The 26,124-nt window shown below is 66.9% G+C and carries 27 protein-coding genes and 1 tRNA gene; 17 read left to right on the forward strand and 11 right to left on the reverse strand.

Features of this window, described 5'->3' with window-relative positions:
- Positions 1–31 precede the first annotated feature (31 nt).
- The 3 genes from EJ903_RS19700 to EJ903_RS19710 form a co-directional block, all read right to left on the reverse strand.
- On the reverse strand, positions 32–670 hold the full coding sequence (locus EJ903_RS19700; RefSeq protein ID WP_126618653.1) for a LysE family translocator: 639 nt from the start codon (positions 668–670) through the stop codon (positions 32–34).
- 2 nt (positions 671–672) lie between these two features.
- Entirely contained in the window at positions 673–912 is a 240-nt protein-coding gene (locus tag EJ903_RS19705) for a hypothetical protein (protein WP_126618655.1), read from the reverse strand.
- Positions 913–1,012: 100 nt separating this feature from the next.
- The gene (locus EJ903_RS19710) at positions 1,013–1,936 is read right to left on the reverse strand and encodes a LysR substrate-binding domain-containing protein (protein ID WP_126618657.1); all 924 of its coding nucleotides are present in this window, start codon (positions 1,934–1,936) and stop codon (positions 1,013–1,015) included.
- A gap of 125 nt (positions 1,937–2,061) precedes the next feature.
- Here EJ903_RS19710 and EJ903_RS19715 point away from each other — a divergent pair, with 125 nt between their 5' ends.
- Entirely contained in the window at positions 2,062–2,469 is a 408-nt protein-coding gene (locus EJ903_RS19715) for a tautomerase family protein (RefSeq protein WP_126618659.1), read from the forward strand.
- Positions 2,470–2,537: 68 nt separating this feature from the next.
- Here the strand turns inward: EJ903_RS19715 and EJ903_RS19720 are convergent, their stop codons facing one another.
- The gene (locus tag EJ903_RS19720) at positions 2,538–5,045 is read right to left on the reverse strand and encodes a methyl-accepting chemotaxis protein (protein WP_126618661.1); all 2,508 of its coding nucleotides are present in this window, start codon (positions 5,043–5,045) and stop codon (positions 2,538–2,540) included.
- A 254-nt stretch (positions 5,046–5,299) separates the two neighbouring features.
- Between EJ903_RS19720 and EJ903_RS19725 the strand changes: the two genes are divergently transcribed.
- The 4 genes from EJ903_RS19725 to rpmB all read left to right on the forward strand — a co-directional run bounded on the left by EJ903_RS19725 (position 5,300) and on the right by rpmB (position 10,089).
- Positions 5,300–7,189, forward strand: coding sequence for an ABCB family ABC transporter ATP-binding protein/permease (locus EJ903_RS19725; protein ID WP_126618663.1), 1,890 nt, complete (start codon positions 5,300–5,302; stop codon positions 7,187–7,189).
- Between the two features lie 398 nt (positions 7,190–7,587).
- On the forward strand, positions 7,588–8,586 hold the full coding sequence (meaB, locus tag EJ903_RS19730; RefSeq protein ID WP_126618772.1) for a methylmalonyl Co-A mutase-associated GTPase MeaB: 999 nt from the start codon (positions 7,588–7,590) through the stop codon (positions 8,584–8,586).
- Positions 8,587–8,811: 225 nt separating this feature from the next.
- Positions 8,812–9,588, forward strand: coding sequence for a hypothetical protein (locus tag EJ903_RS27380; RefSeq protein ID WP_210211488.1), 777 nt, complete (start codon positions 8,812–8,814; stop codon positions 9,586–9,588).
- Between the two features lie 201 nt (positions 9,589–9,789).
- Entirely contained in the window at positions 9,790–10,089 is a 300-nt protein-coding gene (gene rpmB, locus EJ903_RS19740; protein ID WP_126618665.1) for a 50S ribosomal protein L28, read from the forward strand.
- A 148-nt stretch (positions 10,090–10,237) separates the two neighbouring features.
- Here the strand turns inward: rpmB and EJ903_RS19745 are convergent, their stop codons facing one another.
- Positions 10,238–10,873 carry a regulatory protein RecX gene (locus EJ903_RS19745; protein ID WP_126618666.1) on the reverse strand — a complete coding sequence of 212 codons (636 nt, stop codon included), beginning with the start codon at positions 10,871–10,873 and terminating at the stop codon, positions 10,238–10,240.
- Positions 10,874–10,953: 80 nt separating this feature from the next.
- Between EJ903_RS19745 and EJ903_RS19750 the strand changes: the two genes are divergently transcribed.
- The 4 genes from EJ903_RS19750 to EJ903_RS19765 all read left to right on the forward strand — a co-directional run bounded on the left by EJ903_RS19750 (position 10,954) and on the right by EJ903_RS19765 (position 15,082).
- On the forward strand, positions 10,954–11,757 hold the full coding sequence (locus tag EJ903_RS19750) for an ABC transporter permease (protein WP_126618668.1): 804 nt from the start codon (positions 10,954–10,956) through the stop codon (positions 11,755–11,757).
- Between the two features lie 151 nt (positions 11,758–11,908).
- Positions 11,909–13,066, forward strand: a complete 1,158-nt coding sequence (locus EJ903_RS19755) for an aspartate aminotransferase family protein (protein WP_126618774.1) — start codon at positions 11,909–11,911, stop codon at positions 13,064–13,066.
- On the forward strand, positions 13,063–13,977 hold the full coding sequence (gene argF, locus EJ903_RS19760; protein WP_126618670.1) for an ornithine carbamoyltransferase: 915 nt from the start codon (positions 13,063–13,065) through the stop codon (positions 13,975–13,977). Before EJ903_RS19755 ends, argF begins: the two co-directional genes overlap by 4 nt.
- 169 nt (positions 13,978–14,146) lie before the next feature.
- Complete coding sequence (locus EJ903_RS19765; protein ID WP_126618672.1) at positions 14,147–15,082, forward strand: Hsp33 family molecular chaperone; 936 nt, start codon at positions 14,147–14,149, stop codon at positions 15,080–15,082.
- 199 nt (positions 15,083–15,281) lie between these two features.
- Here EJ903_RS19765 and EJ903_RS19770 read toward each other — a convergent pair.
- A tRNA-Gly gene (locus tag EJ903_RS19770) sits at positions 15,282–15,356 on the reverse strand.
- 199 nt (positions 15,357–15,555) lie between these two features.
- Between EJ903_RS19770 and EJ903_RS19775 the strand changes: the two genes are divergently transcribed.
- The 6 genes from EJ903_RS19775 to EJ903_RS19800 all read left to right on the forward strand — a co-directional run bounded on the left by EJ903_RS19775 (position 15,556) and on the right by EJ903_RS19800 (position 18,964).
- Positions 15,556–16,134: a prolyl-tRNA synthetase associated domain-containing protein gene (locus EJ903_RS19775; protein ID WP_174237333.1), complete on the forward strand. Its 579-nt coding sequence runs from the start codon at positions 15,556–15,558 to the stop codon at positions 16,132–16,134.
- Between the two features lie 117 nt (positions 16,135–16,251).
- Entirely contained in the window at positions 16,252–17,199 is a 948-nt protein-coding gene (locus EJ903_RS19780) for a thioredoxin family protein (RefSeq protein WP_126618674.1), read from the forward strand.
- Between the two features lie 41 nt (positions 17,200–17,240).
- Positions 17,241–17,909: an LON peptidase substrate-binding domain-containing protein gene (locus tag EJ903_RS19785; RefSeq protein ID WP_126618675.1), complete on the forward strand. Its 669-nt coding sequence runs from the start codon at positions 17,241–17,243 to the stop codon at positions 17,907–17,909.
- A 31-nt stretch (positions 17,910–17,940) separates the two neighbouring features.
- Positions 17,941–18,183 (forward strand): Trm112 family protein, encoded by a 243-nt coding sequence (locus EJ903_RS19790; protein ID WP_126618677.1) that lies wholly within the window; start codon positions 17,941–17,943, stop codon positions 18,181–18,183.
- On the forward strand, positions 18,180–18,584 hold the full coding sequence (locus tag EJ903_RS19795; protein ID WP_126618679.1) for a gamma-butyrobetaine hydroxylase family protein: 405 nt from the start codon (positions 18,180–18,182) through the stop codon (positions 18,582–18,584). Before EJ903_RS19790 ends, EJ903_RS19795 begins: the two co-directional genes overlap by 4 nt.
- Before the next feature lie 140 nt (positions 18,585–18,724).
- Positions 18,725–18,964: a hypothetical protein gene (locus EJ903_RS19800; RefSeq protein ID WP_126618681.1), complete on the forward strand. Its 240-nt coding sequence runs from the start codon at positions 18,725–18,727 to the stop codon at positions 18,962–18,964.
- A gap of 160 nt (positions 18,965–19,124) precedes the next feature.
- Here the strand turns inward: EJ903_RS19800 and EJ903_RS19805 are convergent, their stop codons facing one another.
- A complete protein-coding gene (locus tag EJ903_RS19805) occupies positions 19,125–19,481 on the reverse strand; it encodes a cupin domain-containing protein (protein WP_126618682.1) in 357 nt (118 codons plus the stop codon).
- 36 nt (positions 19,482–19,517) lie between these two features.
- Entirely contained in the window at positions 19,518–20,201 is a 684-nt protein-coding gene (locus EJ903_RS19810) for an HAD family hydrolase (protein WP_126618684.1), read from the reverse strand.
- A 297-nt stretch (positions 20,202–20,498) separates the two neighbouring features.
- On the opposite strand from EJ903_RS19810, the gene EJ903_RS19815 reads away from it, so the two are divergent.
- Positions 20,499–20,711, forward strand: a complete 213-nt coding sequence (locus EJ903_RS19815) for a DUF1127 domain-containing protein (RefSeq protein ID WP_126618686.1) — start codon at positions 20,499–20,501, stop codon at positions 20,709–20,711.
- Between the two features lie 231 nt (positions 20,712–20,942).
- Here the strand turns inward: EJ903_RS19815 and EJ903_RS19820 are convergent, their stop codons facing one another.
- From EJ903_RS19820 to EJ903_RS19830, 3 genes are all read right to left on the reverse strand, one after another.
- Positions 20,943–22,079 (reverse strand): type III PLP-dependent enzyme, encoded by a 1,137-nt coding sequence (locus tag EJ903_RS19820; RefSeq protein ID WP_126618687.1) that lies wholly within the window; start codon positions 22,077–22,079, stop codon positions 20,943–20,945.
- A 502-nt stretch (positions 22,080–22,581) separates the two neighbouring features.
- Positions 22,582–23,787 carry a multidrug effflux MFS transporter gene (locus EJ903_RS19825; protein ID WP_126618689.1) on the reverse strand — a complete coding sequence of 402 codons (1,206 nt, stop codon included), beginning with the start codon at positions 23,785–23,787 and terminating at the stop codon, positions 22,582–22,584.
- A gap of 150 nt (positions 23,788–23,937) precedes the next feature.
- Positions 23,938–24,732, reverse strand: coding sequence for a M48 family metallopeptidase (locus tag EJ903_RS19830; protein WP_246015771.1), 795 nt, complete (start codon positions 24,730–24,732; stop codon positions 23,938–23,940).
- Positions 24,733–24,945: 213 nt separating this feature from the next.
- Here EJ903_RS19830 and EJ903_RS19835 point away from each other — a divergent pair, with 213 nt between their 5' ends.
- Complete coding sequence (locus EJ903_RS19835; RefSeq protein WP_126618691.1) at positions 24,946–25,989, forward strand: PAS domain-containing sensor histidine kinase; 1,044 nt, start codon at positions 24,946–24,948, stop codon at positions 25,987–25,989.
- Positions 25,990–26,124 lie beyond the last annotated feature (135 nt).

Raw genomic sequence — 26,124 nt, forward strand, 5'->3', positions numbered from 1 at the left:
GGGTGGCGGTGGACGGTGAGCGGTGTTCGCCTCAGCGCTCCGTCACCGCCAGCCGCAGCCCCAACCCAATCAACAGTGCCCCCAGCGTCCGGTCCAGCCACTGGGCCAGCCGCTGGTTGCCGCGCAGGCGGGCGGTGATGCGGTCGCCCAGCAGCACCAGCGGTGGTTCGACCACAACGGCGACGGCGATGACGAGCACGCCGTGCAGCAGGATCTGCGCCCACACCGGCCCGGCCCCCTCGACGACGAATTGCGGCAGGAAGGCGAGAAAGAAGATCGCGACCTTCGGATTCAGCAGGTCGATCAACACGCCCTGGCGGTAGACCGCCCACAGATTCGGTGGCTCCGCCGACCCGTCCGGGGCGAGGAAGGCCCCGCCGTGGGACCGCAGGGCCTGCACGCCGATCCACAGCAGATAGGCGACCCCCACCCATTTGACGACGGAAAAGGCCAGCGCCGAGGCGGCGACGATGGCCGACAGACCCAGCGCGGCGAGCAGGACATGGCCGAAGGCTCCCGTCCAGATGCCGACCATGGCCGCCGTGCCAGCGCGCGCCCCGCCCTTGACCGTGTGGCCCAGGATGAAGGCCATGTCCGGCCCCGGCGACAGATTCAGCAGGACCGCCGTCGTCAGAAAGGCGGCCCAATGGGCGGCGTCGTAGAGAAGCATGGTCAGGGCGTGCGCGTCGGGACCGCGCCGATGGCGGTTTCCCCGGCGCTGCTGACAACGCCCGCCGCCGTGCCAACCGCCGATCCGGTCGCGCTGGCGGCGGTGCCGACGGTGGAGGTGACGATCGACCCGGTCGTGCTGACCACCGAGCCGACCACCCTGGCCGTGTCGCTGACCGCCCCGCAGCCGGTCAGGAGGCCAGCGATCAACAGGGGAAGGGCGGCGAAAGCAGGACGGGGCATGGGCGACACCTCCACAGGAAACAAGGGCGCTGGAGATTGACAGGTTGAGCGCCCCGGCTGTCAAGAATCAGAATGCCCCATCGCCGCCGCTGTTCCGGCATCACTGGACAGACGGAGCCATCGACGGCGCGCGTGCGTCCGCTGGCGGGGCGATGGATTCGGCCTCCTGCGCCAGCCACGCGCAAAAGCGGTCGGTCTTGCGGCTGCGCCGCCGCCACGCGGCGACATAGGCGTAGCCGCTGCGGTGGAAACCGCAAGGGGCCAGCAGGCGCCCGCCGCGCACCTCGTCGGCCACAAGATGCCACGGGGCCACGCACACCCCCAACCCGGCCAGCGCGGCTTCCAGGGTGTAATAGTAATGCTCGAATTCGATGCCCGAGCGGTCGGGGGCGGGCGGGGGCTGGTTGGTCAGCGCCGCCCACATCGTCCAGGCGTTGCTGCGGGTCTTGGTGTGCAGCCGGGGCAGGGACGACAGATCCGGCACCGTGCCGGTTGGCGCAGCGGTCAACAGGGATGGGGCGGCCACCAGCCCCAACCATTCGGCGAACAGCGGCTGGGTCCTGTCGGTCGGGGTGGCTTCCGGGGTCTCGTCCACCGTGATGAGGACGTCGAAGCGGTCGCTGGCCGTGCTCTGGTCGGTGGCGCGCAGGCGCACGTCGATGTCGGGATTGGCCGTGTTGAAGCGGTGCAGCCGGGGAATCAGCCACCGCATCAAGAAGGTGCTGAGGCAGGAGACGTCCAGGGTGGTGCCGTCGGAGTCGACGCAGGCGCGGACGGCGGTTTCCATCCGGTCGAACGCGTCGGTCAAACCGGGCAGCAGGGCCTGCCCCGCCTCGGTCAACACGGGACGGGCCTTGGAACCGCCGAACAGGGGCACGCCCAGCGTGTCTTCAAGCTGGCGGATCTGGCGGCTGACCGCGCCGTGGGTGACGGCCAGTTCGTCGGCGGCGGCGCTCATCCGCCCCAGCCGGGCGGCGGCCTCGAACGCGCGCAGAGCGTTCAGGGAAGGAAGACGGCGTTTCATACCGTGAGGTTATCTCACAAAGGCGGTGCGGTGAAATCGCTTATGCCGATCCCGGATTCTTCCTAAACAGCGGGGACACGCGGCGTCAATCGCGTGGTTCGTTCCTGTTTTTCCATGAGGATGCCATGCCGTTTGTCCGCACCAGCCTTCACAAAAACACGTCCAGGGAAAACCGCAAGGCCATCGTCGATGGCGTGCACCAGGCGTTGATCGACGCCATCGGCATGCCGGAGGATGAGCTGTTCAATCTGGTGTCCACCTATGACCCTGAGGATTTTTTCTACAGCCGGACGTTCAACGGAATCGCCCGCTCCGACCGGCTGGTGGTGGTGGAGATCACCCTGCGACGGGGGCGCAGCGACGCGATGAAGCGGGACATCTATGCCCGGATCGCCGCCAATTGTGAGGCGTCAATCGGCCTGTCGCCGCGCGACCTGTTCATTTTTCTGCACGAAAACGACCATTCGGATTGGTCGGTTGGCAACGGCGTGTGCGCGATGGCGCTGGTGCAGCAGCGCGGGCAGGATTCGTAACAGCGACCGCGCCGGGGGGCTGGGCGTGGTTGAACGCGTCCAGCGCCCCCGGCGGGAACCGCAAAACCTCAGAATTCCTTCCAATCATCGTCGTCGCTGACGCTGTGCTTCAGCACCGTGGACGGGCTGGGCGCGGCGGGGGGCGTGGTCGCCGCAACCGGGCGCAAGGCCGGACGGGCGGCGGGTTTGCTGGCGGCGGCGCGCGGGGCGACCGGGGCGGTCTTGCCGGTGGCGCTGCGGGCCGGAGCCGGGCGTGTCGGGGCCGGACGGGTGGCGGCCACCGTGCGGGCCAGCGGCGCGGGGGCGGCGGCGCTGGGGCGGGCCGCCGCGTCGGCCCCGTCCAGTTGGAAGAAGCCGATCAGGCCCTTCAGATCGCTGGCCTGCCCGCTCATCGCCTGGGCGGCGGCGGTGGTTTCCTCCACCAGCGCGGCGTTCTTCTGGGTCATCTCGTCCATGTTGGCGACGGCGGCGTTGATTTCGTCCAGCGCGGTCGCCTGCTCCGCCGAGGCCGAGGCCATTTCGGAGATCAGCGTCGCCACCTGATGCACGCCCGACACGATGCCGCCCAACGCGTCGCCCGCCTTCTTCACCAGATCGACGCCATCCTTCACCTGGGCGTCGCTGTCGGTGATCAGACCCTTGATCTCCTTCGACGCCTGGGCGGAGCGCTGGGCCAGTTGCCGAACCTCCTGCGCCACCACGGCGAAGCCGCGCCCGGCGTCGCCCGCGCGCGCCGCCTCCACCGCCGCGTTCAGCGCCAGCAGGTTGGTTTGGAAGGCGATCTCGTCGATCACCCCGATGATGTCGGTGATCTTGCGGCTGGAGTCCTCGATCCGCTTCATTGCCTCGATCGCCGATCCGGCGACGCCACCGCCCGATTCGGCGGCGGTGCGGGCCTCGGCCGCCATCACGTTGGCGCGCTGGGCGTTTTCGGCGTTGGAGCGCACGGTCGCCCCCAGCTCTTCCATGCTGGCGGCGGTTTCCTCCAGGCTGCTGGCCTGCTGTTCGGTGCGCTCGGCCAGATCGGAGGAGCCGAGCGAGACCTCGGCGGCGGCGGACGCGATGGTGTTGGCCGACGCGGTGATCTCGCCGACGATCTCCGCCAGCTTGGCCGAGGTGGCGTTGACGTCCGACTTCACCCGCTGGAACGCCCCGTGGTAATCGCGGGTGACGCGGCGGTTCAGGTCGCCCTGGGCCAGCGCGCTCAACACCTCGCCCAGATCGGCGATGACGCTTTGCACGGTGTCGGTCAGGCGGTTGATCCCCTCCGACATGGATTTGTAGAAGCCATCCTTGCCCGCCAGATCGATCCGGCGTTCCAGATCGCCTTTCGAAACCGCGTCGATCAGACTGGCGATTTCCTGGCCGATGGCCTGTTCGCGGGCGCGTTGGGCCTCGGTGGCCTGGCGTTCCGCCTCCAGACGAGCTCGTTCGGCCTCGTCCATCCGCTGTTTCTCGATGGCGTTGTCCTTGAAGACCTGGACCGCCTTGGCCATCTGGCCGATCTCGTCACGGTTTTCCTGCGCCGGGATGGCGACGGACAGATTGCCCGCCGCCAGATCGGTCATCGCCCCGGTCATCGACACCACCGGCCGCACGATGGAACGCGCGGTCAGGAAGGCGACCAGCAGACCAACGACGAACGCCACCAGGGCAACGGCGGTGACGAAGGTGGTGGTCTGCGCCATCGTCGCTTCCATGTCGCTCTGCACCGCCTTGCGCGATTCGTTTTGCGAGGCGAGCGTCTTGGCGGCCAGCGCGGCGAATTCTTCGGCTTCGGCGGGCATGGTGGTGAAGGCCAGCGTCTGGGTGTCGTTCACCACTGACACGAGGCGGGCGAACACATCCAGATAGCGGGTGGTCTGCTGAACCGCCTCTTCCGCCAGCTTGCGCCGGGCCGGGTTGGACTGGCGTTCCACCAGTGTGGCCAGTGTCGTGCGCAGGGTGTCGTTCCGCCCGCGCGCCTCGTCGATGTATTTCTGATTCGGCTCGGTCAGGAAGCGTTGGGCGCTGATGCGCGCCAGCATCAGCTTTTCCACCGCCAAGCCGGACGCGGAGGCGGAGTCGAGGTCGCCGTCGGCGGTGGCGCTGGCGATCATCTGGCTGATGGCTTCGCGCGCCTTGGTGCCGCTCGGGTTCAGATCCTTCTCGACCAGATCGTCGCGCCGCTCCCGCACGTCGACCAGCTTGGCGAAATTGGCGGTGTAGCTGTCAAGAATCTGGAGCATGCGTTCCAGGTTGGCGCGGCGACCGGGATCCAGCGCGGCGTCGCGGTTGACGCGCATGGTGGTGGCCACCTTCGCCAACTGGTTGCGGATCGGTTCGATCAACGCGTTGTTGCCGTTGAACGAGTAGGTCACGATGGTGCGGCGCAGGTCGGCCAATTCAAACTCAGCCTCGCTCAACCGCAGGGAGTTGTTGGAGATGGTCGAATAGCGCCCGAACCGCGCGTCGATGTCGGTCATGGCGCGGACGCCGAAGAACGCGACCGCTCCCAACAGGGCAAGGATCAGGAGGAAGCCGACGTAAATGCGGGTTCCCACCGTGAAGCGTCCGGCGAATGAGGCGTTTTGCATGATCGGTCTGGCCTTGATCTGCGGGTCGGGATCGGCGGGTCGGGGCGCGTGGCGATGCTCTGCCGACGCTAGGGTAAAGAGGTTTTCCAATCCTTGCCAAGGGTTGTTCCATGACAATCGGGCAAAACCATGAGGTTCAATGACACACGGCGCGCGGCGGAACAAAAGCGACGCGCGGGCTTTGACGCCGGGGCCGGGACGACTAGGTTAGGTCCCGCGCCCGTCCCCCCCGTCCTTACGCGATTGATCCCCCCATGCGCCGCAGCCTGCCGTCCTCGCCCGACCAAACCCCGTTTGCCGCCCGCAGCCCCGGTTCCCCCGGCGTGATCCGGTCGCTCTTCCCTTACATCTGGCCGACGGATTCGCTGGAAACCCGGCTGCGGGTGGTGGTGGCGATGCTGCTGCTGATCGGGGCGAAGGTCGCCAACGTCTTCATCCCCATCTTCTACAAGCACGCCATCGACGCCCTGACGCCGGGGGCGACGGTCGGCGGGGCCAACGCGGTGCTGACCGTGCCGTTGGGGCTGATCCTGGCCTATGGCCTGGCGCGCGTCGCCTCGCTGGTGTTCGCCGAACTGCGCGACGCCGTGTTCGCCACGGTGGCGCAGCGGACGATTCGCCGGGTCGCCCTGTCGGTGTTCCGCCATCTGCACGCGCTGTCCCTGCGCTTTCACCTGGAACGCCAGACCGGCGGCCTGACCCGCTCGCTGGAGCGCGGCACGCGGGCCATCGAATCGCTGTTGCGCTACACCCTGTTTTCCATCGCCCCGACGCTGGTGGAAATCGCGCTGGTCTGCGGCGTGCTGTGGAGCCTGTTCAGCGGGTGGTTCGCGCTGGCCACTTTCGTGACGGTGGCGGGCTACATCCTCTACACCTTCTTCGTGTCGGAATGGCGCATCCAGTTCCGCCGGGTGATGAACGACACCGACAGCAAGGCCAACACCAAGGCCATCGACAGCCTGCTGAATTTCGAGACGGTCAAGTATTTCGGCAACGAGGACCACGAGGCGCGCCGCTACGACAGCGCCCTGCAATCCTATGAAAAGGCGGCGGTGCGCAGCCAGCAGAGCCTGTCCCTGCTGAACATCGGCCAGTCGGCGATCATCTCCATCGGTCTGGCGCTGGTGATGGGGATGGCGGCCAACGGCATCGTGCAGGGAACCATGTCGCTGGGCGATTTCGTGCTGGTGAACACCTATCTGCTGCAGCTTTACCAGCCGCTGAACTTCTTCGGCGTCGTCTATCGCGAGATCAAGCAATCGCTGACCGACATCGAATCGATGGTCACGCTGCTGGGCGTGGACCGCGAGGTGGACGACGCGCCGGGCGCGCCCGCCCTGGCGGTGGACGGGGCCGAACTGCGGTTCGAGGGGGTCGAGTTCGGCTATGACCCGCGCCGCCCGATCCTGAAGGGTGTCAGCTTCACCGTTCCGGCGGGCAAGACGGTGGCCATCGTCGGCCCCTCGGGGGCGGGGAAATCCACCATCAGCCGCCTGCTGTTCCGCTTTTACGACACCAACGCCGGGCGGGTGCTGATCGACGGCCAGGACATCCGGGGCGTGACGCAAACCTCCCTGCGCGCGGCCATCGGCATCGTCCCGCAGGACACCGTCCTGTTCAACGACACCGTGTTCTACAACATCGCCTATGGCCGCGTCGGGGCCAGCCCGGCGGAGGTCGAACAGGCCGCCCGCCTCGCCCACATCCATGACTTCGTGATGAGTCTGCCCGACGGGTACCAGACCATGGTCGGAGAGCGCGGCTTGAAGCTGTCGGGCGGGGAAAAGCAGCGGGTGGCCATCGCCCGCACCATCCTGAAGAACCCGGCGATCCTGTTGTTCGACGAGGCCACCAGCGCGCTGGACACCCACACCGAACGGGAAATCCAAGCCAACCTGCGCGAGGTCAGCCGGGGCCGCACCACGCTGGTCATCGCCCACCGCCTGTCCACCGTGATCGACGCCGACGACATCCTGGTGCTGGAGGCCGGGCGCGTCATCGAACGCGGGCGTCACGCGGAGTTGCTGGCGGCGAACGGGGCCTATGCCGCGCTGTGGACCCGGCAGCAGGAAGCCACCCAGGGCGCGGCGTTGGCGGGTGATGCGTCTGCGGGCGATGCGGTGCCGGAGGTGGTGGTGGGGTGAAAGAAAGTTTCTGACGCCGATGAACACAGATAAACACAGATTTAGAAAGATACGGAATATAGAGAATCAGATGATTTTTTCGTGTGCGCTCTTTTTCCGTGTGCGCTCTGGCGTGTTTCGTTCAATCCTGAGTATTCCCCAGAACAATTCTGATCGACGTCAGGATTGATCAGAATGTGAAACCACGCATCCGCGTTCATCTGTGTCCATCTGTGTTCATCGGTGTCAAAACAAACCCCCATCCCAGCTCCCCGCCTCACCCAAGCGCGGCGTCTCAGCGTGGCACCCATCTGCGACACCTCCCCCCGTGCCGCCGCTGCGCCAAGGGCTTTATCCGCAGCGCGGCCGCGGGTAGGGTGCCGGGACCGATGACCACCGCAGCGGCTGCCGACCCGACCATGCCCGATCCCATCGACACCAACCCGCAGGCGCTGGCCGAGGCTGTGCGCGCCGGGGACCGCCGGGCGTTGGCCCGCGCCATCACGCTGATCGAATCGACCCGTGCGGATCACCGCGCCAGCGCCGACGCGCTGCTCGCCGCCCTGCTGCCGCACACCGGCCAGTCGGTGCGGTTGGGGATTTCCGGCGTGCCGGGGGTGGGGAAATCCACCTTCATCGAGGCGTTCGGCCTGCACGTCATCGGGCTGGGCCACAAGGTCGCGGTGCTGGCGGTCGATCCGTCCTCGCAGCGCACCGGCGGGTCGATCCTGGGCGACAAGACCCGCATGGTCGATCTGTCGCGGGAGGCCAACGCCTTCATCCGCCCCTCGCCCGCCGGGGCGACGCTGGGCGGGGTGGCGCGGCGCACGCGCGAGGCGATGCTGATCTGCGAGGCGGCGGGCTTCGACGTCATCCTGGTGGAGACGGTCGGCGTCGGCCAATCGGAAACCGCCGTCGCCGACATGGTGGATCTGTTCATGCTGCTGCTGCTGCCCGCCGGTGGCGACGAGTTGCAGGGCATCAAGAAGGGTATCGTCGAACTGGCCGATCTGGTCGTGGTCAACAAGGCCGACGGTGATCTGACCGCCACCGCCCGCCACACGGTGGCCGATTACCGCCACGCGCTGATGCTGCTGCGCCACGGCGATTGGCGGGTCCCGGTGCTGAGCTGTTCGGCGGTGCACAAGATCGGGGTTGACGAGGTGTGGGCCACCATTGGCGCGCACCGGGAACTGACCGAGGCGAACGGCCAGCGCGACCGCCGTCGGGCCGAACAGGCGCGCGCCTGGCTGTGGAGCGAGATCCGCGAAACCCTGATCGACCGCTTCCGCGCCCATCCGGCGGTGCGGGCCGATCTGGCGCGACTCGAGGACGCGGTGACGCAGGGCGCGGTCATCCCGACCACGGCGGCGCGGGCGTTGCTGGGGCAGTTCCTGGGCGATGCGCCGCCGGTGTAAGCGCGTTGGTGTGGCGGGCGTGACGGGCGGAAAGGCGCGGTTTCGCTAATGTTGCAATGCAACATTTTCGTTGCGTTGCAGCGCGGGTGGCGGTACTGTCCATCAAGCGGGAAAGGGGCGTCCGTGTGGGCGCTTGGGCGAACGGTTGCCCGCAGTCTCCTGGGGTTTGCCGGAGCGGCCTTTCCGTTTCCGCCACGCTGATTCGTCCATGGGAGACAACGCACCATGACCGCCGCCCCCTTTTACGGCCTGTTCGCGCAGGCTGGCACGCTCGCCAAATCCAACGCCGAAACCACCGCCGCCAAGTCGGCCCGCGTCGCCGCGCTGATGCAGGACGGCTACCGCCGTTGGTACGACGGTGTGACCGGTTCGCTGTCCGACGCCGGGCGTCTGGCCGGTGGCCTGGGCAAGGCCCGCACCCCCGCCGATCTGGCCGCGCTGCACCGCGAATGGCTGACCGCCACCCAGGCCCGCGTCACCGAAGGGGTGCAGGGGCTGTTGGACGTCTCGGCCAAACTCGCCGCTGAGGTGGCGGTGTTGCCGACCTCTGTTCTGCCGGTTGGGGGCGTGGCCGTGACGGTCAAGCCGGTCGGCCCCATCGTGCTGCGGGCGGAAACCATCGAAGACGAGCCGCAGCCGGTTGCGGCCGTGGTGGTCGACGCGGTGGCGGTCGACGCCGTGGAGGTCGTGGTTGCCCCGGTTGAGGTCGCCCCGGTCGTGGTGGAAGCGGTTGCGCCCGCGCCGGAAGAGGTTCCGGTGGAAGCCCCGGCGGCTGACCCTGTTGTGGCCGAGGCTGTTGTGGTTGAGGCTGTTGCGGTCGAGGCCCCGGTGGTCGAAACCGTGGCCGAATCGGTCGTCGTCGCTGCGACTCCCGACGCCGCTCCGGTCGAAGAGACGGTCGCCTCGGTGGTGGACGCTGCCCCGGTCGCGGCGAAGCCGCCGGTGCGCAACGCCGCCGTGCGCCGCACGGGTGGCCGTGGCAAGACCGGCCTGTCGCGTTGAACACAGTCCATCGCGCCGCCGTCTCTTGGCTTTGTTGAGGGACGGGGCGCGGTTCGACTCTGGGGGGATCGCGGATTCTCGGCTTTGTTCTCGCGGATCTGTCCTTGACGACCCCTCTTTTGTTCGACTATATAGCGGCCTCCTTCGGGCGGTTCTCCGCCCGTCACCGGGTTTCATTTGTTCAAGTAAAGGATAAGTCCGATGGCACGTCGGTGCTCCGTGACTGGCAAAGGCACGCAGTTTGGCAACAACGTCAGCCACGCCAACAACAAGAATCGCCGCCGCTTCCAGCCGAACCTCCAGGACACCTCGCTGCTGAGCGACGCTCTGGGTTCGATGGTGCGTCTGCGCCTCTCGGTCCACGCGATCCGTTCGATTGAGCACAAGGGCGGCCTCGACGCCTTCCTGCTCGACGCCAAGGACGCGCTGCTGAGCGACGACGCCCGCCGCGTCAAGCGCCGCATCGCCAAGGCCCAGGAAAAGGCCCAGGCCGCCGCCTGATTGGCTGCGCGCACCGGTCGGGGCGGTTCCGCCCCGCCGACACAGGTTTTGTGCGCTTACAGGACGAATCCGACTCCCGGTTGAGAGCGGCGCGCGATTTCCCAAACGGAAATCGCGCGTTTCGTCGTGTCCGAACCGCGCGTGATGCTCACTCCACCAGCAACTCGTCCGGGTCTTCGGCGTCCACCACCCGCCGGGCGATCTCATAGCCGAATCCGGCACGACCCAGCGCCGCCATGTCTTTGTCGCGGTGCGCCGCCCGCGCCTCGGGCGCGCGGTACACGCCGAGTCGCCGCCGTTTGGCCAAGGCCAGCGCCGCCCGCACATCCAAATTCCCGCCGACATCCTCGCGCAGTTCGTCCAGCGTCCGGTCGGTCCGGTCGCGGTCGATGCCCTTGGCCGCCAGCTTCTGCGCGATCATCCGGGTGGACGCCCCGCGCCGCAGCAGGCTTTCCGTCCGCATCCGGGCGTAGGTGTCGTCGTTCAGCAGATTGGCGCGGACGTAGCGTTCGATCAGCGCGTCCACCCAGCGGGCACCCTCCGCCGGGTCGTCGCCGTGGGCCTGGGCGGAGCGCTGGACCCGCCGCATCAGCACCGCGCGCAGATTGGCGGTGGAACTGGCGAACCGCTCCAGATAGCGCAGGGCGGCGTGTTCCAGATGCTGGGGCGTCACCCGCTTCACCGGTTTGGGCGCGCGCGGGCCGGAGTGCGAATCAGAGCGCGTGTCGGAACGCGAATCGGGGCGGGAGCCGGTCGGCGGGCGGGGCGGGGTGTCGCGGGTCATGGCTGTCCTTGCGGTGGTGGCGGTTGCCCGCCGGGGCGGCGGCACGTAAAGTCCCGCGTTCATTTGTGGATCGTGGAACGATGACCCATCCTCTCCCCCCCATGCCGCGCGCCGTCGGTTCCGTCAACTGGATCGGTCTGTGGACCCTGTACGCCCGCGAGGTGCGGCGCTTCATCAAGGTGCACCAGCAAACCGTCTGGGCACCGGTGGTGACGACGCTGCTCTATTACGCCGTCTTCGCCCTGTCGCTGGGCGCGGCGGTGCGGATGGTCGGCGAGACGCCCTATCTGGAGTTCCTCGCCCCCGGCCTGATGATGATGGCGATGGTGCAGAACGCCTTTGCCAACACCTCGTCCTCGGTGGTGATCGCCAAGGTGCAGGGCAACATCGTGGACATCCTGATGCCGCCGCTGTCGCCGATGGAACTGGTCAGCGGCTTTGTGCTGGGCGGTGTCACCCGTGGCCTGATCGTCGGGCTGGTGACGGGGCTGACGATCTGGGTTTTCGTGCCGCTGCACATGCCGCATCCGGGCTTTGTCCTGTATCACGCGCTGATGGCGTCGATGCTGCTGTCGCTGCTGGGCCTGATTGGCGGCGTGTGGTCGGAGAAGTTCGACAACATCGCCGCCGTGACCAATTTCGTCGTCACGCCGCTGTCCTTCCTGTCCGGCACCTTCTATTCGGTCGATTCCCTGCCGGGGGTCTTCTGGTACGTCGCCCACGCCGACCCCTTCTTCTACATGATCGACGGCTTCCGCTATGGCTTCATCGGCCGGGCCGACGGATCGCTGTGGCTGGGGGTGCTGGTGATGGCCGGGGTCAACGCCGGTTTGTGGTGGCTGGCCTGGAGGATGTTCAAGACAGGTTACAAGTTGAAGGCGTGAGGGGGCGGTATTCCTGCCCTGCTTTTGGGGTTTTCCTGCGTCTATCCGTTGACAGAACCTATCGCACCTCGGATATTTGCCGCGTTCCCGGCGGGTACAATGCTTGCCGGGTTTTCTGTTTTGGGAGGCCAAAGCCGTGATCCCCGTCGTTATGCCCACATACGCCCGCGCCGATGTTGTGTTCGAGCGCGGGGAAGGTCCGTATCTTTACGCGACCGACGGGCGACGATTCCTGGATTTCGCCGCCGGGGTGGCGGTGACGGCGTTCGGCCATGCCCATCCTTACCTGATCAAGGCCCTGACCGATCAGGCGCACAAGGTGTGGCACACCTCGAACCTGTTCCGGGTCGCCGGTCAGGAAAGCCTTGCCAAGCGGCTGACGGAGCTGACCTTCGCCGACACCGTGTTCTTCACGAACTCGGGCGCTGAGGCGTGGGAATGCGGGGCCAAGCTGGTGCGCAAGTACCATTACGAAACCGGCAACCCGCAAAAGACCCGCATCATCACCTTCGAGCAGGCCTTCCACGGCCGCACGCTGGGGTCGATTTCCGCCGCCAAGCAGGACAAGCTGGTGAAGGGATTCGGCCCGCTGCTCGACGGATTCGATCAGGTCGCCTTTGGCAATCTGAACGAGCTGCGCAACGCCATCACCCCGGAAACCGGCGGCATCTGCGTCGAGCCGATCCAGGGCGAGGGCGGCATCCGCACCGGTTCGGTCGAATTCCTGCGCGGCCTGCGCGAGGTGTGCGACGAATTCGGCCTGCTGCTGTTCTTCGATGAAATCCAAAGCGGCATGGGCCGCACCGGCAAGCTGTTCGCCCATGAATGGGCCGGGATCACCCCGGACGTCATGGCGGTGGCCAAGGGCATCGGCGGCGGATTCCCGCTCGGGGCCTGTCTGGCGACCGAACGCGCGGCCTCCGGCATGACCGCCGGGACCCATGGGTCGACCTATGGCGGGAATCCGCTGGCGACCGCCGTGGGCAACGCCGTGCTCGATCTGGTCACGGCCCCCGGATTCCTGGACGGCGTCCAGCGCATCGCCGGGACGCTCCAGGGCCGTTTGGAGGCGTTGATCGCCAAGCATCCGGGATTCTTCCTGGAGCTGCGCGGCCAGGGCCTGTTGCTGGGCCTGCGCGTCGCCCCGCCGGTGGGCGACGTGGTGGCGACGCTGCGCGCCAACGGCCTGCTGGCGGTTCCGGCGGGCGACAACGTCGTGCGCCTGCTGCCGCCGCTCATCATCGAAGACCAACAGGTGGAAGAGGCCGTTGCCATCCTCGACCAGACCGCAGGGGAGTGGACGGCATGAGTTCGGTTCGGCATTTTCTCGACGTTCATCACCTGGACACGGCCACGCTGCGCCACATCCTGGACCAGGCCATCGCGATCAAGGCCGACAAGGCCGCCTATCGCACCCTGTTCCAGGACAAGACGCTGGCGCTCATCTTCGAAAAGCCCTCGACCCGCACCCGCGTGTCGTTCGAGGTCGGGATGCGCCAACTGGGCGGCAATGTTCTGGTGCTGAAGCCCGACGACATGCAACTGGGCCGGGGCGAAACCATCGGCGACACCGCGCGGGTGCTCTCGCGCTACGTCGACGCGGTGATGGTGCGCACGACGGCGGAAGAGCGGGTGCATGAGCTGGCCAAACACGCCAGCATCCCGATCATCAACGGTCTGACCGACCAGACCCACCCCTGCCAGATCATGGCCGATCTGTTGACCTTCGAAGAGCATCGCGGCCCGATCACCGGGCGGTCGGTGGCGTGGCTGGGCGATTGCAACAACGTCGCGATCAGCTGGGCGCACGCTGCCGTGCGATTCGATTTCGAACTGCGTCTGGCCTGCCCGCCGCAATACGCCCCGTCGGCGGAGCTGTTGGCGTGGGCCAAGGCGGAGGGCAAGGGCCGTCTGGTCGTCACCGAATCGCCGGAAGAGGCGGTGCGCGGGACCGAGTGCGTCATCACCGACGCCTGGGCGTCGATGCACAACACCGACGTCGATGAACGCGCGGCGATCCTCACCCCCTATCAGGTCAACGAAGCGCTGATGGCCCACGCGCACACCGACGCGCTGTTCATGCACTGCCTGCCCGCCCATCGCGGGGAGGAGGTGACGGACGGCGTGATCGATGGCCGCCATTCGGTGGTGTGGGACGAGGCGGAAAACCGTCTGCACGCGCAAAAGGCGATCCTCGCCTGGTGCATGGGCGCGGTCTGATCCGCCGGACTGTGACGCGATTCCCCCGCCGCTGTGGGGCGGCGGGGGGAACGCGCTGAAAAAGGGCTGCGCCGGGTGCGCGTCAGCCCCGCCGCCCTTGATTTGGCGGCGCGCGGCTCCGATCTTGCCGCAGACGCCCTTTTCCCGGTTTTGCTCAAGGAATGCCTTCATGGACGATCCTTCCGTCCGTCCGCTCGCCGACGATTTCGTTCTGCCCTTTCAAATCGAGGCGTCGCGCCTGCGCGGCCGCATGGTCAAGCTTGGCCCGGCCATCGATGAAATCCTGACCCGCCACGAATACCCGGACAGCGTCGCCCGCATCCTGGCGGAAACCGCGACCCTGGCGGTGCTGCTGTCCAGCATGCTGAAGTATGAGGGCATCTTCACCCTTCAGACAAAGGGGGAGGGGGCGATCAAGATGCTGGTGGCCGACGTCACCTCGGTCGGCGACGTCCGCGCCTACGCCCAATACGACGCCGAAGAGCTGGCGAAGGCCGAGCGCGACGTGGACATCGCCCCGGCGGCGGCGCTGCTGGGCAAGGGCTACATCGCCTTCACCGTCGATCAGGGGCCGGACACCGACCGTTACCAGGGCATCGTCGAGCTGTATGGCAAGACGCTGACCGACTGCGTCCAGCATTATTTCCGCCAGTCGGAGCAGGTGCAGACCGGCCTGTCGGTGGTCGCCGACCGCGCCGTGAACCCGGACGGAACCCCCGGCGTCTGGCGCACCGGCGGCGTCATGATCCAGCGCTTGCCGCAGGAACAGGGCGTCGACGCGTCGGACAAGGAAGAGGACTGGATTCGCGCCCTGGCGCTGATGTCCAGCGTCACCGGCAACGAACTGTTGGACGTCGATCTGGCCGCCTCGACCCTGCTCTACCGCCTGTTCCACGAGGATGGCGTGCGCGTGTACGACCCGCACGGCCTGCGCTTTGGCTGCCGTTGCTCGCGCGAGCGGGTGGAAACCATGCTGGCGAGCCTGCCGCGCGACGAGGTGCAGGAACTGAAGATCGATGATGGCCGGGTGGAAGTGACCTGTCAGTTCTGCTCGACCGACTACCACTTCACCGACGCCGATCTGGACCGCGTCTATGGCGCGTAAGGATCACGCCGACCGGTGACGGGGTGAAGCGACGGGGGAGGGGGCCGCAAGGCGCTCTCCCCTTTTTCCTGTCTGCTGTCTTGGGTTCCGCGTTGCGTCAGGGCGTCTCACGCTCACAGGCCCGAAACGCAAAAAAGACCGCAGCGTTTCCGCCCGGTCTTTCTGCGACATCCACCGAAACATTGGTTTCGGCGGGAAATGGAGCGGGCGAAGGGATTCGAACCCTCGACCCCAACCTTGGCAAGGTTGTGCTCTACCCCTGAGCTACGCCCGCGCTCCGTATCCGCTTTTGGAACTTCTTGCCGTTGTCTTGGCGTTGCTTCGACGGTCGTCGTTTTGCTTCGCTTTGTCTTCGGCGTCCGGTCCAACCGGCGGCGTGCGGCGGACTATAAGGATTTTGACGCGGGGCGCAAGCGTCTTTTTTCATTTTTTCGCCGACTGGACGATTTTCCGGCGGACGGCTAAAAGGGGGCATGGACACCGCCCCGATCCCCACCGCAACGCCCCCAACTGCAACGGAGGCTCCGGCTCCGGACCGTCCCTTGCCAACCTCCCCGGACGACCTGCTGGCGCGGCTGGCCGCGCTGGGCATCGCCACCACCACCCACAGCCACCCGCCGCTGCACACGGTGGAGGACAGCAAGGCCCTGCGCGGCGCGCTGCCCGGCGGCCACTGCAAGAACCTGTTCCTGAAGGACAAGAAGGATCAGTTGTGGCTGGTCGTGGCGCTGGAGGACGCGCGCATCGATCTGAAGCGGCTGGACAAGGCCATCGGCTCGGCCCGGCTCTCCTTCGCCTCGGCCGAACGGCTGTGGGACTGTCTGGGCATCCGCCCCGGTTCGGTGTCGCCGCTGGCGATCGTCAACGACACGCAGGGCCGGGTGAAGGTGGTGTTGCAAGAGGCGATGATGGCGCACGACCTGTTGAACTATCACCCGCTGATCAACGACCGGACCACGGCGATCCAGCGCGACGACCTGTTGCGTTTCCTGCGCGCCTGCGGTCATGAACCGTCCATCGTCGCCTTCGGCTGGCCGGAGGACGCGGCCTGACCAATGGTGCGCGCGGCTGTGTGAGCGCGTCGCGCGTGAGAGTTCTTGCCTGATGGGCCGCGCGCGCTCATCTATGTCGCAGTTCGTCCAGACGACACCAACGGGAATCGACCTGCCATGTTCTCCATTCCGCCCGCCAAAGCCCCCAAGCCCGCCGCTGGCGCTCCCGCCGGGGCCGCCGACGTCGTGAAGGACAGCACCGACCGCGATTTCATGGTCGATGTGATCGAAGCCTCGCGCAACGTGCCGGTCATCGTCGATTTCTGGGCACCCTGGTGCGGCCCCTGCAAGCAGCTTGGCCCGGTCATCGAAAAGCTGGTGCGCGCCGCCAAGGGCGCGGTGCGGCTGGTGAAGATCGACACCGACCAGCACCCGATGATCGCCTCGCAATTGCGGGTCCAGTCCATTCCGGCGGTCTACGCCTTTTTCCAGGGCCGCCCGGTCGATGGTTTCATGGGGGCCAAGCCCGAGTCGGAGCTGAAGACCTTCATCGACAAGCTGGTGAAGCTGGCCAAGGCGTCCGGTGCCGCCGCCGGTGATCCGCTGGAGGAGGCGCTGGCCCAGGCCAAGGAGATGCTGGACGCGGGCGACCTGCAAGGGGCTGTCGATCTCTATGGCGAGATCCTGCAGGCCGAACCGGAAAACGCGGCGGCCTACGCCGGGACCATCCGTTGCCTGATCGCCGCCGGGGATCTGGAGAACGCCAAGGCGATGCTGGCCCAGGCCCCCGCCGCGCTGGCCAAGGACAAGGAGCTGGCCAACGTCCGCGCCTCGCTGGAGGTGGCGGAGCAGGCGGCCAACGCCGGACCGATCCCGGAGCTGATGGAGCGAGTCGCCCACAACGCCGACGATCACGAGTCCCGTTTCGATCTGGCCATGGCGCTGTTCGCGGCGGGCAAGCGCGAGGCGGCGGTGGAGGAGCTGTTGACCATCGTTCGCCGTGACCGTGCGTGGAACGACGACTCGGCGCGCAAGCAACTGGTCAAGTTCTTCGAGGCCTTTGGCCCGACCGACCCGCTGACCGTGCAGACCCGCCGCAAGCTGTCGACGATTCTGTTCCGCTGATCCACCTGTTCCCGGCGCGAAGGGGTTCTATCTGATTGGTCATGAGCCGGAACCCCTTCGATCCCCCCTTTGACCAGCTGCCGCCGACGCTGCCGATCTTCCCCCTGCCCGGGGCGTTGCTTCTGCCGCGCACGCGGTTGCCGCTGAACATCTTCGAACCGCGCTATCTGGCGATGGTCGAGGACGCCCTGCGGGCCGGAGACCGCATGATCGGCATGATCCAGCCGGTGGCCCCCGCCTGCCGGGGGCGTGAACCGCCGGTCTACGACGTCGGCTGTGCCGGGCGCATCACCAGCTTTTCCGAAACCGAGGATGGCCGTTTCCTCATCACCCTGTCGGGCCTGACCCGTTTCGGGGTGGAGCGCGAGATCGAGGGCGCGCGCGGCTACCGCCGCGTCGTGCCCTGCTGGGACTGCTTCGCCGAGGACATGGAGCCGGAGCGCTGCGGCGAGGTCGAGCGCGGGCGGCTGCTGACCGGGCTGAAGAGCTATTTCCGTCTGCACGGCATCTCGGTCGATTGGCAATCCATCGAAGGGTCGCTGGACGAGCGTTTGGTCAATTCCCTGGCGATGGTCTGTCCCTTCAGCGCGGCGGAAAAACAGGGGCTGTTGGAAGCGCCGACGCTCGCCGAACGCGGGAAGCTCTTGATCGGCTTGATCGAGATGGCCATTCTCGACTGCCGCGACGGCGATTGCGCCCCGTGCCATTGAGATTTCCGTTCCCCTTTCCGAGAGACGCCCGATGACCACGCCCGACGACAAGACCAGCGACGCCAAGGCCGGTGCCCGCGTCGATCCCAAGCTGTTGGAAATCCTGGTCTGCCCGTTGACCAAAGGTCCCCTGCGCTTTGACGCGGAGCGTGGCGAGCTGGTGAGCGAGCGTGCCGGGCTGGCCTATCCCATCCGCGACGGCATCCCGATCATGCTGATCGACGAGGCGCGCAGCCTCGACAAGGCCGGGGTTGGCACCGGGGCCAACGGATGAGCGCCGACGAGCGTTTCGTCACCCCCTCGTTCGGGACCGTTCATTGGCCGGTGGAAATCCGGCTGAAGCGGGAGGACAAGCGGCTGGAGGTCGATTTTGACGATGGCCGCCGCTTTTCCTATCCGGCGGAGTTCCTGCGCGTCGTCAGCCCGTCGGCTGAGGTGCAGGGTCACACCCCCAGCCAGAAGCAGACGGTCTCCGGCCGCCGCCATGTCGGCATCATGGGGGTGGAGGCGGTCGGCAACTACGCCATCCGCATCCTGTTCGACGATCTGCACGACAGCGGCATCTTTTCGTGGACCTATCTCTATGAGATCGGGGCCGAGCAGGACCGCCTGTGGGCCGGCTATCTGGCTGAATTGGCGGCCAAGGGCTTGAGCCGGGACCCGATCCGGCGTTGACCGGGCGGCACGGCGCGGGGCCGGTCGGCGCGCGCCGTGCGGCGTTCCACCGCATCGCATCCTCCCAGAATCTCCCTTGCGCATTTCTCTAAAATTTTATACAAAAGCTTATCGAATGCGGCGGGACAACGGAGGGCAAGATGGCGACGACGGCGTGGATTGAAAAGCGTCTGGAAGCCCGACAGCAAGCCGCCCGCGCCCGCCTGCACCGCCGCCAGCGCAGCACCAACGCCAAGAAGATGGCCTGGACGCGCGACATCGCCCGCGTCGTGTTGGTGGCCTCCGTCCTGACCCTGGGGGTGTTGGCGGTTGAGATTGGTCGCAAGGCCGTGACCGTCCTGAACCACGCCAGCGCCGTCGCCACCGTGTCCATCGGCTGATCGCAGGGTCCCGTCCGCGCGCTGGCGCGGTTGACGCCCCCGCACACCCTCCTCTCTCCCGCCCGGTTGGGACGGGTTCCTCCTTTGGCCAGGCTCCGAATCGCGGGCCAGCCGCACACGGGGGAGAGGGCGGTGTGCGGGGGTGCTTTTGTGTGCGGCGTCAGCCCAGAACGATGACGTAGCGCTTGGTCGTTGTCGTCACCACCGTCCAGGACCCGACGAAACCGGGTTCGATGACGAAGCGGTCCCCCGCCGTCAACGTCCAGCGCCGCCCGTCGTCGTGGGCGACCACGCTTTCGCCCTCCAGAATCTCGCAATACTCCCACTCGTCATACTGGATGCGCCACGCGCCGGGGGTGGAGCGCCACACCCCGGCGAAGCGGGTGCCGTCCGCCGATTCGTAGCCGTTCCAGGTGGTGAAAACCGGTGAACCGTTGATGAGACGGTCGGGGGCGGGCGCGCCGGTTTCGGGCGTGGCGTCGCCCAGCACGAACAGCGGCGGGGGTGCGTCGGTCATGGCGGGTCCTGAACAGGGCAAGAGGGGGAAGGGGCTTCACCAGGAGGCCAGCAGCGGCGGCAGGTCGTGCACCGAGTCGAGGCGGCGGTAATGGGCATCGGGCGGGTCGGCCTCCTCATGCGCCCAGGTGATGGCGTAGGGGATGTGGACGGCGTGGCCGCCCAGCGCCAGCACCGGCAGAATGTCCGACCGGATCGAGTTGCCGACCATGACGAAGCGTTCCGCCGCGACGCCGTGGCGGTCGAGCACCCGGCGGTAGCTGGCCGGGTCCTTTTCGCTGACGATCTCCACCGCGTCGAACCGCCCGGCGAGGCCGGAGCGTGCCACCTTGCTTTCCTGGTCGAACAGGTCGCCCTTGGTGATCAGGATCAGGCGGTAACGGCGGGACAGCGCGTCGACCACCTCCGCCACGCCGGGCAGCAGTTCCACCGGGTGGTCCAGCATCGCCTTGCCGAAATCGATCAGGCTCTGCAGATCGCGGGCGGGAACCCGGCCGTCGGTGACGGAAATCGCGGTTTCGATCATCGACAGCACGAAGCCTTTGATGCCGTAGCCATAGACCGCGAGATTCGCCCGTTCGGCCTCCAACAGGCGGCGGTCAAGGTCGGCCGGATCGGCGGCGTGGGCCAGCAGGGCGCGAAACCGCTCCTGCGTCATCGAAAACAGGGACTCGTTGTGCCAGAGGGTGTCGTCGCCGTCAAAGCCGATGGTGTCAATCATGATGAAGCCGTATGATCCGCAAGTAAAACAAAAGATGCCGCAAGACCGCCGCGCTGTCCAGGCAAGTGGGATTGTGGGTGTGGCGAACGATGCGCGGTCAGAATGACAGTTTCGCCACAGTTTGAAAACATTCCCTGCTCAGACCTTCGTTGCCTGCAAAGCGGGCATGTTGATGAGAGGGGTGGCAGACCGGGGAAAAGAGGCGTAATTATCTTTCCACGGACCGAGGGCGTGATCGCCAGACCGGCGGACCCCTCGACCCACCGGCACACGAATAACACATCAGGAATCACCATCATGGCCACCCTTCTGCATTCGGCGCAGGCCGATCGCGGCTCGCTGTCTCTCGCCAATCTGTTTGCCACCGGCTTCAATCTGGTCGGTCTGTGGCGCCAGCGCGTCGTCACCCGTCGTGAACTGAGCCGCCTGGACGAGCGCATGCTCCAGGACATCGGTTTCAGCCGCACCGACGCCGACGAAGAAATGTCCAAGCCGTTCTGGCGCGAATGAGCGCGCGTGACGCCGAAAAGGGCCGCCTCCAACCGGAGAGCGGCCCTTTTTTGTGCCTGAAATTTGGGCGTGGCTGAAACGGCGGCATATCTGCCGAACCAAACAGCGCGCAAAAAAAGCGCCCCGAAGGAGCGCTGGGGGTCCGTTGATCCGCCGACCGGGATGGACGGTCGGCGGATCGCAGGAGGCTGAAGCGGCGCGGATCGGCGGGCCTTTTCCGCGCGCGGGTCTTCAGATGCAATAATGCTTCAGCGGCTCGAACCCGTTGAAGCAGACCGCCGAATAGGTGGTGGTGTAGGCACCCGTCGCGTGGATGCGCACACGGTCGCCCGCCTTCAGATCCGTCGGCAGCTTGTAGTCGGCGCGCTCGTACAGCACATCGGCGGAATCGCAGGTGGGACCGGCCAGGATCACCGCCTCGCGGTCGCCGGTCTCGTCATCGCCCAACACCTCGATCGGGTATTGGATGGCTTCGTCCATGGTTTCGGCCAGGCCGCTGAACTTGCCGATGTCGAGATAGACCCAGCGCTTGGCGTCGTCCGCCGACTTGCGGGACACCAGCACGACCTCGCTCTCGATGATGCCGGCGCTGCCGACCATGCCGCGCCCCGGCTCCACGATGGTTTCCGGCAGATGGTTGCCGAAATGGGTGCGCAGCGAGTCGAAGATCGCCTGACCATAGGCGGTGCTTTCCGGCACGTCGGTGCGGTAGCGGGTGGGGAAGCCGCCGCCCAGATTGATCATGCCCAGATCGACGCCCAGGATTTCAAGCTCGCGGAACAGCTGGGCCACCTGGAAGATGGCGTTGTCCCACTGCTTCAAATCCTTTTGCTGCGAGCCGACGTGGAACGAGACGCCATAGGGCTGCACGTTCATGTCGCGGGCCTTCAGCAGCAGCGCGCGCGCCATCGGCAGATCGCAGCCGAACTTGCGCGACAGCGGCCATTCGGCCCCTTCGCCGGAGGTCAGGATGCGGCAGAACACGCGGGAGCCGGGGGCGGCGCGCTCGATCTTTTCCAGTTCGGCGTCGCTGTCGAAGGCGTAGAGGCGCACGCCCAGTTCGAAGGCGCGGCGGATGTCCGCTTCCTTCTTGATGGTGTTGCCGTAGGAAATGCGGTCGGGCGTGACCCCGGCGGCCAGCGCCATCTGGATTTCCGGGACCGAGGCGCAATCGAAGGCCGAGCCGAGCCGGGCCAGCAACGCCAGAATTTCCGCCGCCGGGTTGGCCTTCACCGCGTAGAAGATGCGGGCGTCGGGCAGGGCGTCGTGCAGATCGTTGTAATTCTGCTCGACCACGTCCAGATCGACGACGAGGCAAGGGGTCTGCGGGCGCTGCTCTTCGAAAAAGCGCGCAATCTTCTGGGTCATCTCAGTCTCCTGGGACGCAAGATGATGGATCGGAAAAGGCGGAGTCGGGGGGAGCGGAGCGGCCTAACGCTCAGCGGACCAACAGCAAATCTTGCAGGTCAGGCGTTAAAGGCCGCTGATACTGGTCTGGTCCGTACACGATCGAATCGCGTCGGTTTTGGCCAGGACGGGCAAATTTCCCAGATCGGGCAGATTTCGATGACGGGTGGACACGCGCCCACCCACAACAACATGAACCATCGTAACCTCCAAGACGCCGCCTTGTTTAGGGGACGGTCGGGGATCACGCGTTACGTCGTTGCATAACCACATCTCGGGAACAGCCGAGGGGCGGGCCAGCGGCACGTGCGCTTGCGAGTTGCCGTTACATAGATCCATAGGCCCGCGATGCAAAGGGAAAAATGCGCAGCGGACCAAAAAAATCACAAGCGCGGGTGGGTGGTAAAAAACGGTAACAAATTCAACAATTTGGTCATGATGATGGGGTGCCGGCCGATGCGGGTCACGGTTGCGGGTCGTGTTGTTCCGACACCGGAACGACCAAAAGCCGGTGCGCAAGCAGCGCGCCCAGCCCGGCCAGCCCGATGGCACCCATCAGCGGCATCGCCGTTCCGCTGTGCAGATGGCCAACCGCCAGCCCGACCACAGCGGCGACGGTCATCTGGACGAAACCCAGCAGGGAGGAGGCCAGCCCGGCCATCGTCGGGTACGGGCCGACCGCGTTGGCGGTGGCGTTGGGCAGGGTCAAGCCGACCCCCAGGATGAACAGGAAGACCGGGGCGACGACGCTGGCGATCTGGAGAACGCCCGCCGCCGCCAACCCAACCCCCAGCGCGCCGCCCGCCAGCGACACCAGCGTGCCGGTCCGGATCATCCGGGCACCGCCCCAGCGGTGCGACAGCTTTCCGGCCACGAGCGAACCGAGGGTGTAGCCCAGCACAACGGTGGCGAAGCTCATCCCATACTGCGCGGGCGACAGGTGCATCTGACCGATCAGCAGAAAGGACGAGCCGGAGATGAAGGCGAAGATGCCGCTGTAGGAGCAGGCGACGACCAGCACATAGCCGATGAAGCGGCGGTTGCGCAGCAGCAGCGCGTAGTTCGCCAGCATGCGTCCGGGATTCAGCGCCTCGTGGTCGCGGGTGGTGTTGGTTTCGGCCAGCAGGGACCAGACCGCAACCAGGATCACCACGGCGAAGCCGGTCAGCAGGATGAAGTTGGAACGCCAGCCGAACAGCTCCATCAACGCCCCGCCCAGCACCGGACCGACCGCCGGAGCCAGCGTCATCGCCATCGACATGTAGGCCAACACGGTGGCCGCCCGGTCGCGTCCGAACACGTCGCGGACCACGGCCCGCCCGACCACCGGGCCGCAGCAGGCCCCCAGCGCCTGGAAGAAACGGGCGGCGATCAACCCCTCCACGCTGGTGGCGAGCGCGCACACGGCGCTGGCCACCAGATACACGGCGATGCCGACCAGCAGCGTCGGGCGTCGCCCGAACCGGTCGGACATTGGCCCGTAGATCAGTTGCGACACGGCGAAGCCGATCAGGAAGGTCGACAGCGTCAACTGCACCATGGCGATGTCGGTGTCGAACACCCGCACCAGCGTGGGCAGCGACGGCAGATACAGGTCGGTGGACAGCGGGCCGAAGGCGACCAGCGCGGTCAACAGGATGCGGATCACCAGGGAATCGGAACGGGGCATGGTCGGACCGGTGTTTCAGGCTGCGGCGGGGCGCGGCACTGTATCCGATGAAACCAATTGATGCCCACGCGCGAAGGCGCGCATCAGATATTCGCGAAGGCGCGCATCAGATATTCGCGAAGGCGCGTGTCGGGTCCCGTTGGCGGGGAGTCAGCCGTAGCGCAGCAGGCGCGCGCCGTTGGCCTTCAGCCAGCCGCGCGGGGTGTCGACGTCGGGGTTCAACTCGGCGGTCAGGCGGGCGCACAAGGCCCAGAATTGCGGCGAGTGGTTCATCTCCTGCAAATGCGCCACCTCGTGGCCGACGACGTAGTCCAGCACGGAATCGGGGGCGAGGATCAGCCGCCAGGAAAAGGACAGCCGTCCGGTGGACGAACAGCTTCCCCAGCGGCTTTTGGTGTCGCGCAGGGTGATGGCGGCGATCCGCGCGCCGATCAGCGCCGCCTTGACCCGCGCCCGCGCGCCGATCTCCCGCTTGGCCTCGCTCACCAGGAAATCGCGGACGCGGCGGGTGGTGTGGTCGGGCAGGCCACCGACCAGAATGGCCCCGTCCTCGATCCGGGTCGGGCCGCGCAGGTCGGCGACCCAACGGACGGTGTGGTCGACCCCACGGACGGGAATCACCGCCCCGTCGATGAAGGGCAGGGGGGGCGGCAGGGCGGCCATGCGCGCGCGCAGCCAGACAAGATGCCGGCCGATGAAGCTGCGGGCGTCGCGTTCCGACACACCAACCGGAATAACCACCTGGATCAGGTCGCGTCCCGGATCAACCTTCAACGTCATCCGGGTGGCACGCGCGCTTTCCCGCAGTTCCAGCGGGGCGGGCAGGCCGAAAATCTCCAGCGCGCGCGAGGGCTTCGGCGTGGCCGCGCTCGTGCGCTTGCGGCGGCGGATGGGAGTGGGGCGGCGGGACACCATGGCGACCTTATAGCCTGCCGGGCCGGTCACGCCAACCGGTGGCCGGAAGCGATCGACCGTCAAGCGGGCAAACGGGATTCTTTTGGCTGAGGTGCGGCCCTCACCCCTGGCGGAAGGTCAGATTTGACAGGGCAAAGGGTGCGATTCGATAAAGATAGCCCGTTGTTTTGTTTGTGTTGTGAACAGACAGGTGGCGCGAGACGCGCCCGCCGCGCCAGAGTGCCCCAGCATGAGTGACAGGCCATGACCGCCATTCCAGGACCAACGCGCGAGGATTGTCTGGATGCCCTGCTGGCGGCGAACGACGCGCCGCAAGCGTTTTTGGACGGGGCGGGGCGGTGCGTCACCGCCAACCCGGCCTTTTGCCGTCTGTTGGGGCATGATCGCGCGGCGGTGGAGGGGCAGAGGCTGGGGATTCCCGTCAACGGCCTGTCCATGGATGGCGCGGTGAGCCTGGATGGGGCCATGGCGGGGTTGGGGCTGTGCGTCCAGCCGGTGCATCGGGCCGATGGCGCGCTGATGGGATTTGCCGTGACGGGTGAGGGGGAGGAACTGGCGCAGGCCCGGCGGGACCGCGCCGCGTCGGTGCGGCTGTTGACCAAGGCGGCGCACGACTTGCGTCAACCCTTCCAGGCGATGCACCTGTTCCATCACCTGCTGGCCGGGCGGCAAAGCGATCCGTCGGCGGTGGATTTGGCGGCCAAGCTGGGCCAGTCGATCCAGGGGGCGGAACAGCTTCTCACCCCCGTGCTGGACATTCTGCGGTTGGACGCCGGGACCTGGGTTCCGCAGCCGCGCGCCTTTCCCATCGACGATGTGTTGGGCCGCCTGTTGCAGGATTTCGCCCCGGAGGCCGAGGCCAAGGGCCTGCGGTTCAACGTCCGCCCCGCCGAGGTGGAGGTGGTGAGCGACCCCCTGCTGCTGGAGCGTCTGTTGCGGCCCATCCTGGCCAACGCCGTGCGCTACACCCAGCGGGGTGGCGTGCTGCTGGCGACCCGTCGGCGGTCCGACCGGCTGCGGATCGAGGTGTGGGACAGCGGCGTCGGCATCGCGCCCGAGGAACAGGCGGCGATTTTCGAGGATTTCCATCGAATCGCGTCGGCGGAGGCGGACCGCCGCGCCGGTCTGGCGGTGGGCGGCGGCCTGGGCTTGGCGGTTGCCCGCCGGTTGGCCCGTCTGCTCGATCTCGCGCTTACGGTGCGGTCACGGCCCGGACGCGGGGCGATTTTCGCGGTGGACGTGCCCCGTGCGCCGCAACATGCGCGACTTGGCCACGCGGCGGATTGACAGACGGCCGAACAGGCGCGCACCCTGACGTTAACGGGAGCCAAGCAATGGCCCCGATCAAGCGCGTTTGGGGAGGATCACGTCATGCCGCATTGGCCATCACCGCGACACCGACCGTTCATCACGCTGCCCGTC

It is taken from the genome of Azospirillum griseum (assembly GCF_003966125.1).
GTDB lineage: Bacteria > Pseudomonadota > Alphaproteobacteria > Azospirillales > Azospirillaceae > Azospirillum > Azospirillum griseum.

Excerpts from the sequence above, each read along its gene's own strand:
- EJ903_RS27380 (WP_210211488.1), top strand. The coding sequence starts at position 8,812 with ATGACCGCCGCCCCCTTTTACGGCCTGTTCGCGCAGGCTGGCACGCTC.
- EJ903_RS19835 (WP_126618691.1), top strand. The coding sequence starts at position 24,946 with ATGACCGCCATTCCAGGACCAACGCGCGAGGATTGTCTGGATGCCCTG.
- EJ903_RS19785 (WP_126618675.1), top strand. The coding sequence starts at position 17,241 with ATGAGCCGGAACCCCTTCGATCCCCCCTTTGACCAGCTGCCGCCGACG.
- EJ903_RS19810 (WP_126618684.1), bottom strand. The coding sequence starts at position 20,201 with ATGATTGACACCATCGGCTTTGACGGCGACGACACCCTCTGGCACAAC.
- EJ903_RS19715 (WP_126618659.1), top strand. The coding sequence starts at position 2,062 with ATGCCGTTTGTCCGCACCAGCCTTCACAAAAACACGTCCAGGGAAAAC.
- EJ903_RS19705 (WP_126618655.1), bottom strand. The coding sequence starts at position 912 with ATGCCCCGTCCTGCTTTCGCCGCCCTTCCCCTGTTGATCGCTGGCCTC.
- EJ903_RS19790 (WP_126618677.1), top strand. The coding sequence starts at position 17,941 with ATGACCACGCCCGACGACAAGACCAGCGACGCCAAGGCCGGTGCCCGC.
- EJ903_RS19800 (WP_126618681.1), top strand. The coding sequence starts at position 18,725 with ATGGCGACGACGGCGTGGATTGAAAAGCGTCTGGAAGCCCGACAGCAA.
- EJ903_RS19765 (WP_126618672.1), top strand. The coding sequence starts at position 14,147 with ATGGACGATCCTTCCGTCCGTCCGCTCGCCGACGATTTCGTTCTGCCC.
- EJ903_RS19710 (WP_126618657.1), bottom strand. The coding sequence starts at position 1,936 with ATGAAACGCCGTCTTCCTTCCCTGAACGCTCTGCGCGCGTTCGAGGCC.
- EJ903_RS19750 (WP_126618668.1), top strand. The coding sequence starts at position 10,954 with ATGACCCATCCTCTCCCCCCCATGCCGCGCGCCGTCGGTTCCGTCAAC.
- EJ903_RS19825 (WP_126618689.1), bottom strand. The coding sequence starts at position 23,787 with ATGCCCCGTTCCGATTCCCTGGTGATCCGCATCCTGTTGACCGCGCTG.
- EJ903_RS19805 (WP_126618682.1), bottom strand. The coding sequence starts at position 19,481 with ATGACCGACGCACCCCCGCCGCTGTTCGTGCTGGGCGACGCCACGCCC.
- EJ903_RS19795 (WP_126618679.1), top strand. The coding sequence starts at position 18,180 with ATGAGCGCCGACGAGCGTTTCGTCACCCCCTCGTTCGGGACCGTTCAT.
- EJ903_RS19780 (WP_126618674.1), top strand. The coding sequence starts at position 16,252 with ATGTTCTCCATTCCGCCCGCCAAAGCCCCCAAGCCCGCCGCTGGCGCT.
- EJ903_RS19755 (WP_126618774.1), top strand. The coding sequence starts at position 11,909 with ATGCCCACATACGCCCGCGCCGATGTTGTGTTCGAGCGCGGGGAAGGT.
- EJ903_RS19700 (WP_126618653.1), bottom strand. The coding sequence starts at position 670 with ATGCTTCTCTACGACGCCGCCCATTGGGCCGCCTTTCTGACGACGGCG.
- EJ903_RS19820 (WP_126618687.1), bottom strand. The coding sequence starts at position 22,079 with ATGACCCAGAAGATTGCGCGCTTTTTCGAAGAGCAGCGCCCGCAGACC.
- EJ903_RS19775 (WP_174237333.1), top strand. The coding sequence starts at position 15,556 with ATGGACACCGCCCCGATCCCCACCGCAACGCCCCCAACTGCAACGGAG.
- EJ903_RS19725 (WP_126618663.1), top strand. The coding sequence starts at position 5,300 with ATGCGCCGCAGCCTGCCGTCCTCGCCCGACCAAACCCCGTTTGCCGCC.
- meaB (WP_126618772.1), top strand. The coding sequence starts at position 7,588 with ATGCCCGATCCCATCGACACCAACCCGCAGGCGCTGGCCGAGGCTGTG.
- argF (WP_126618670.1), top strand. The coding sequence starts at position 13,063 with ATGAGTTCGGTTCGGCATTTTCTCGACGTTCATCACCTGGACACGGCC.
- EJ903_RS19720 (WP_126618661.1), bottom strand. The coding sequence starts at position 5,045 with ATGCAAAACGCCTCATTCGCCGGACGCTTCACGGTGGGAACCCGCATT.
- EJ903_RS19745 (WP_126618666.1), bottom strand. The coding sequence starts at position 10,873 with ATGACCCGCGACACCCCGCCCCGCCCGCCGACCGGCTCCCGCCCCGAT.
- EJ903_RS19815 (WP_126618686.1), top strand. The coding sequence starts at position 20,499 with ATGGCCACCCTTCTGCATTCGGCGCAGGCCGATCGCGGCTCGCTGTCT.
- rpmB (WP_126618665.1), top strand. The coding sequence starts at position 9,790 with ATGGCACGTCGGTGCTCCGTGACTGGCAAAGGCACGCAGTTTGGCAAC.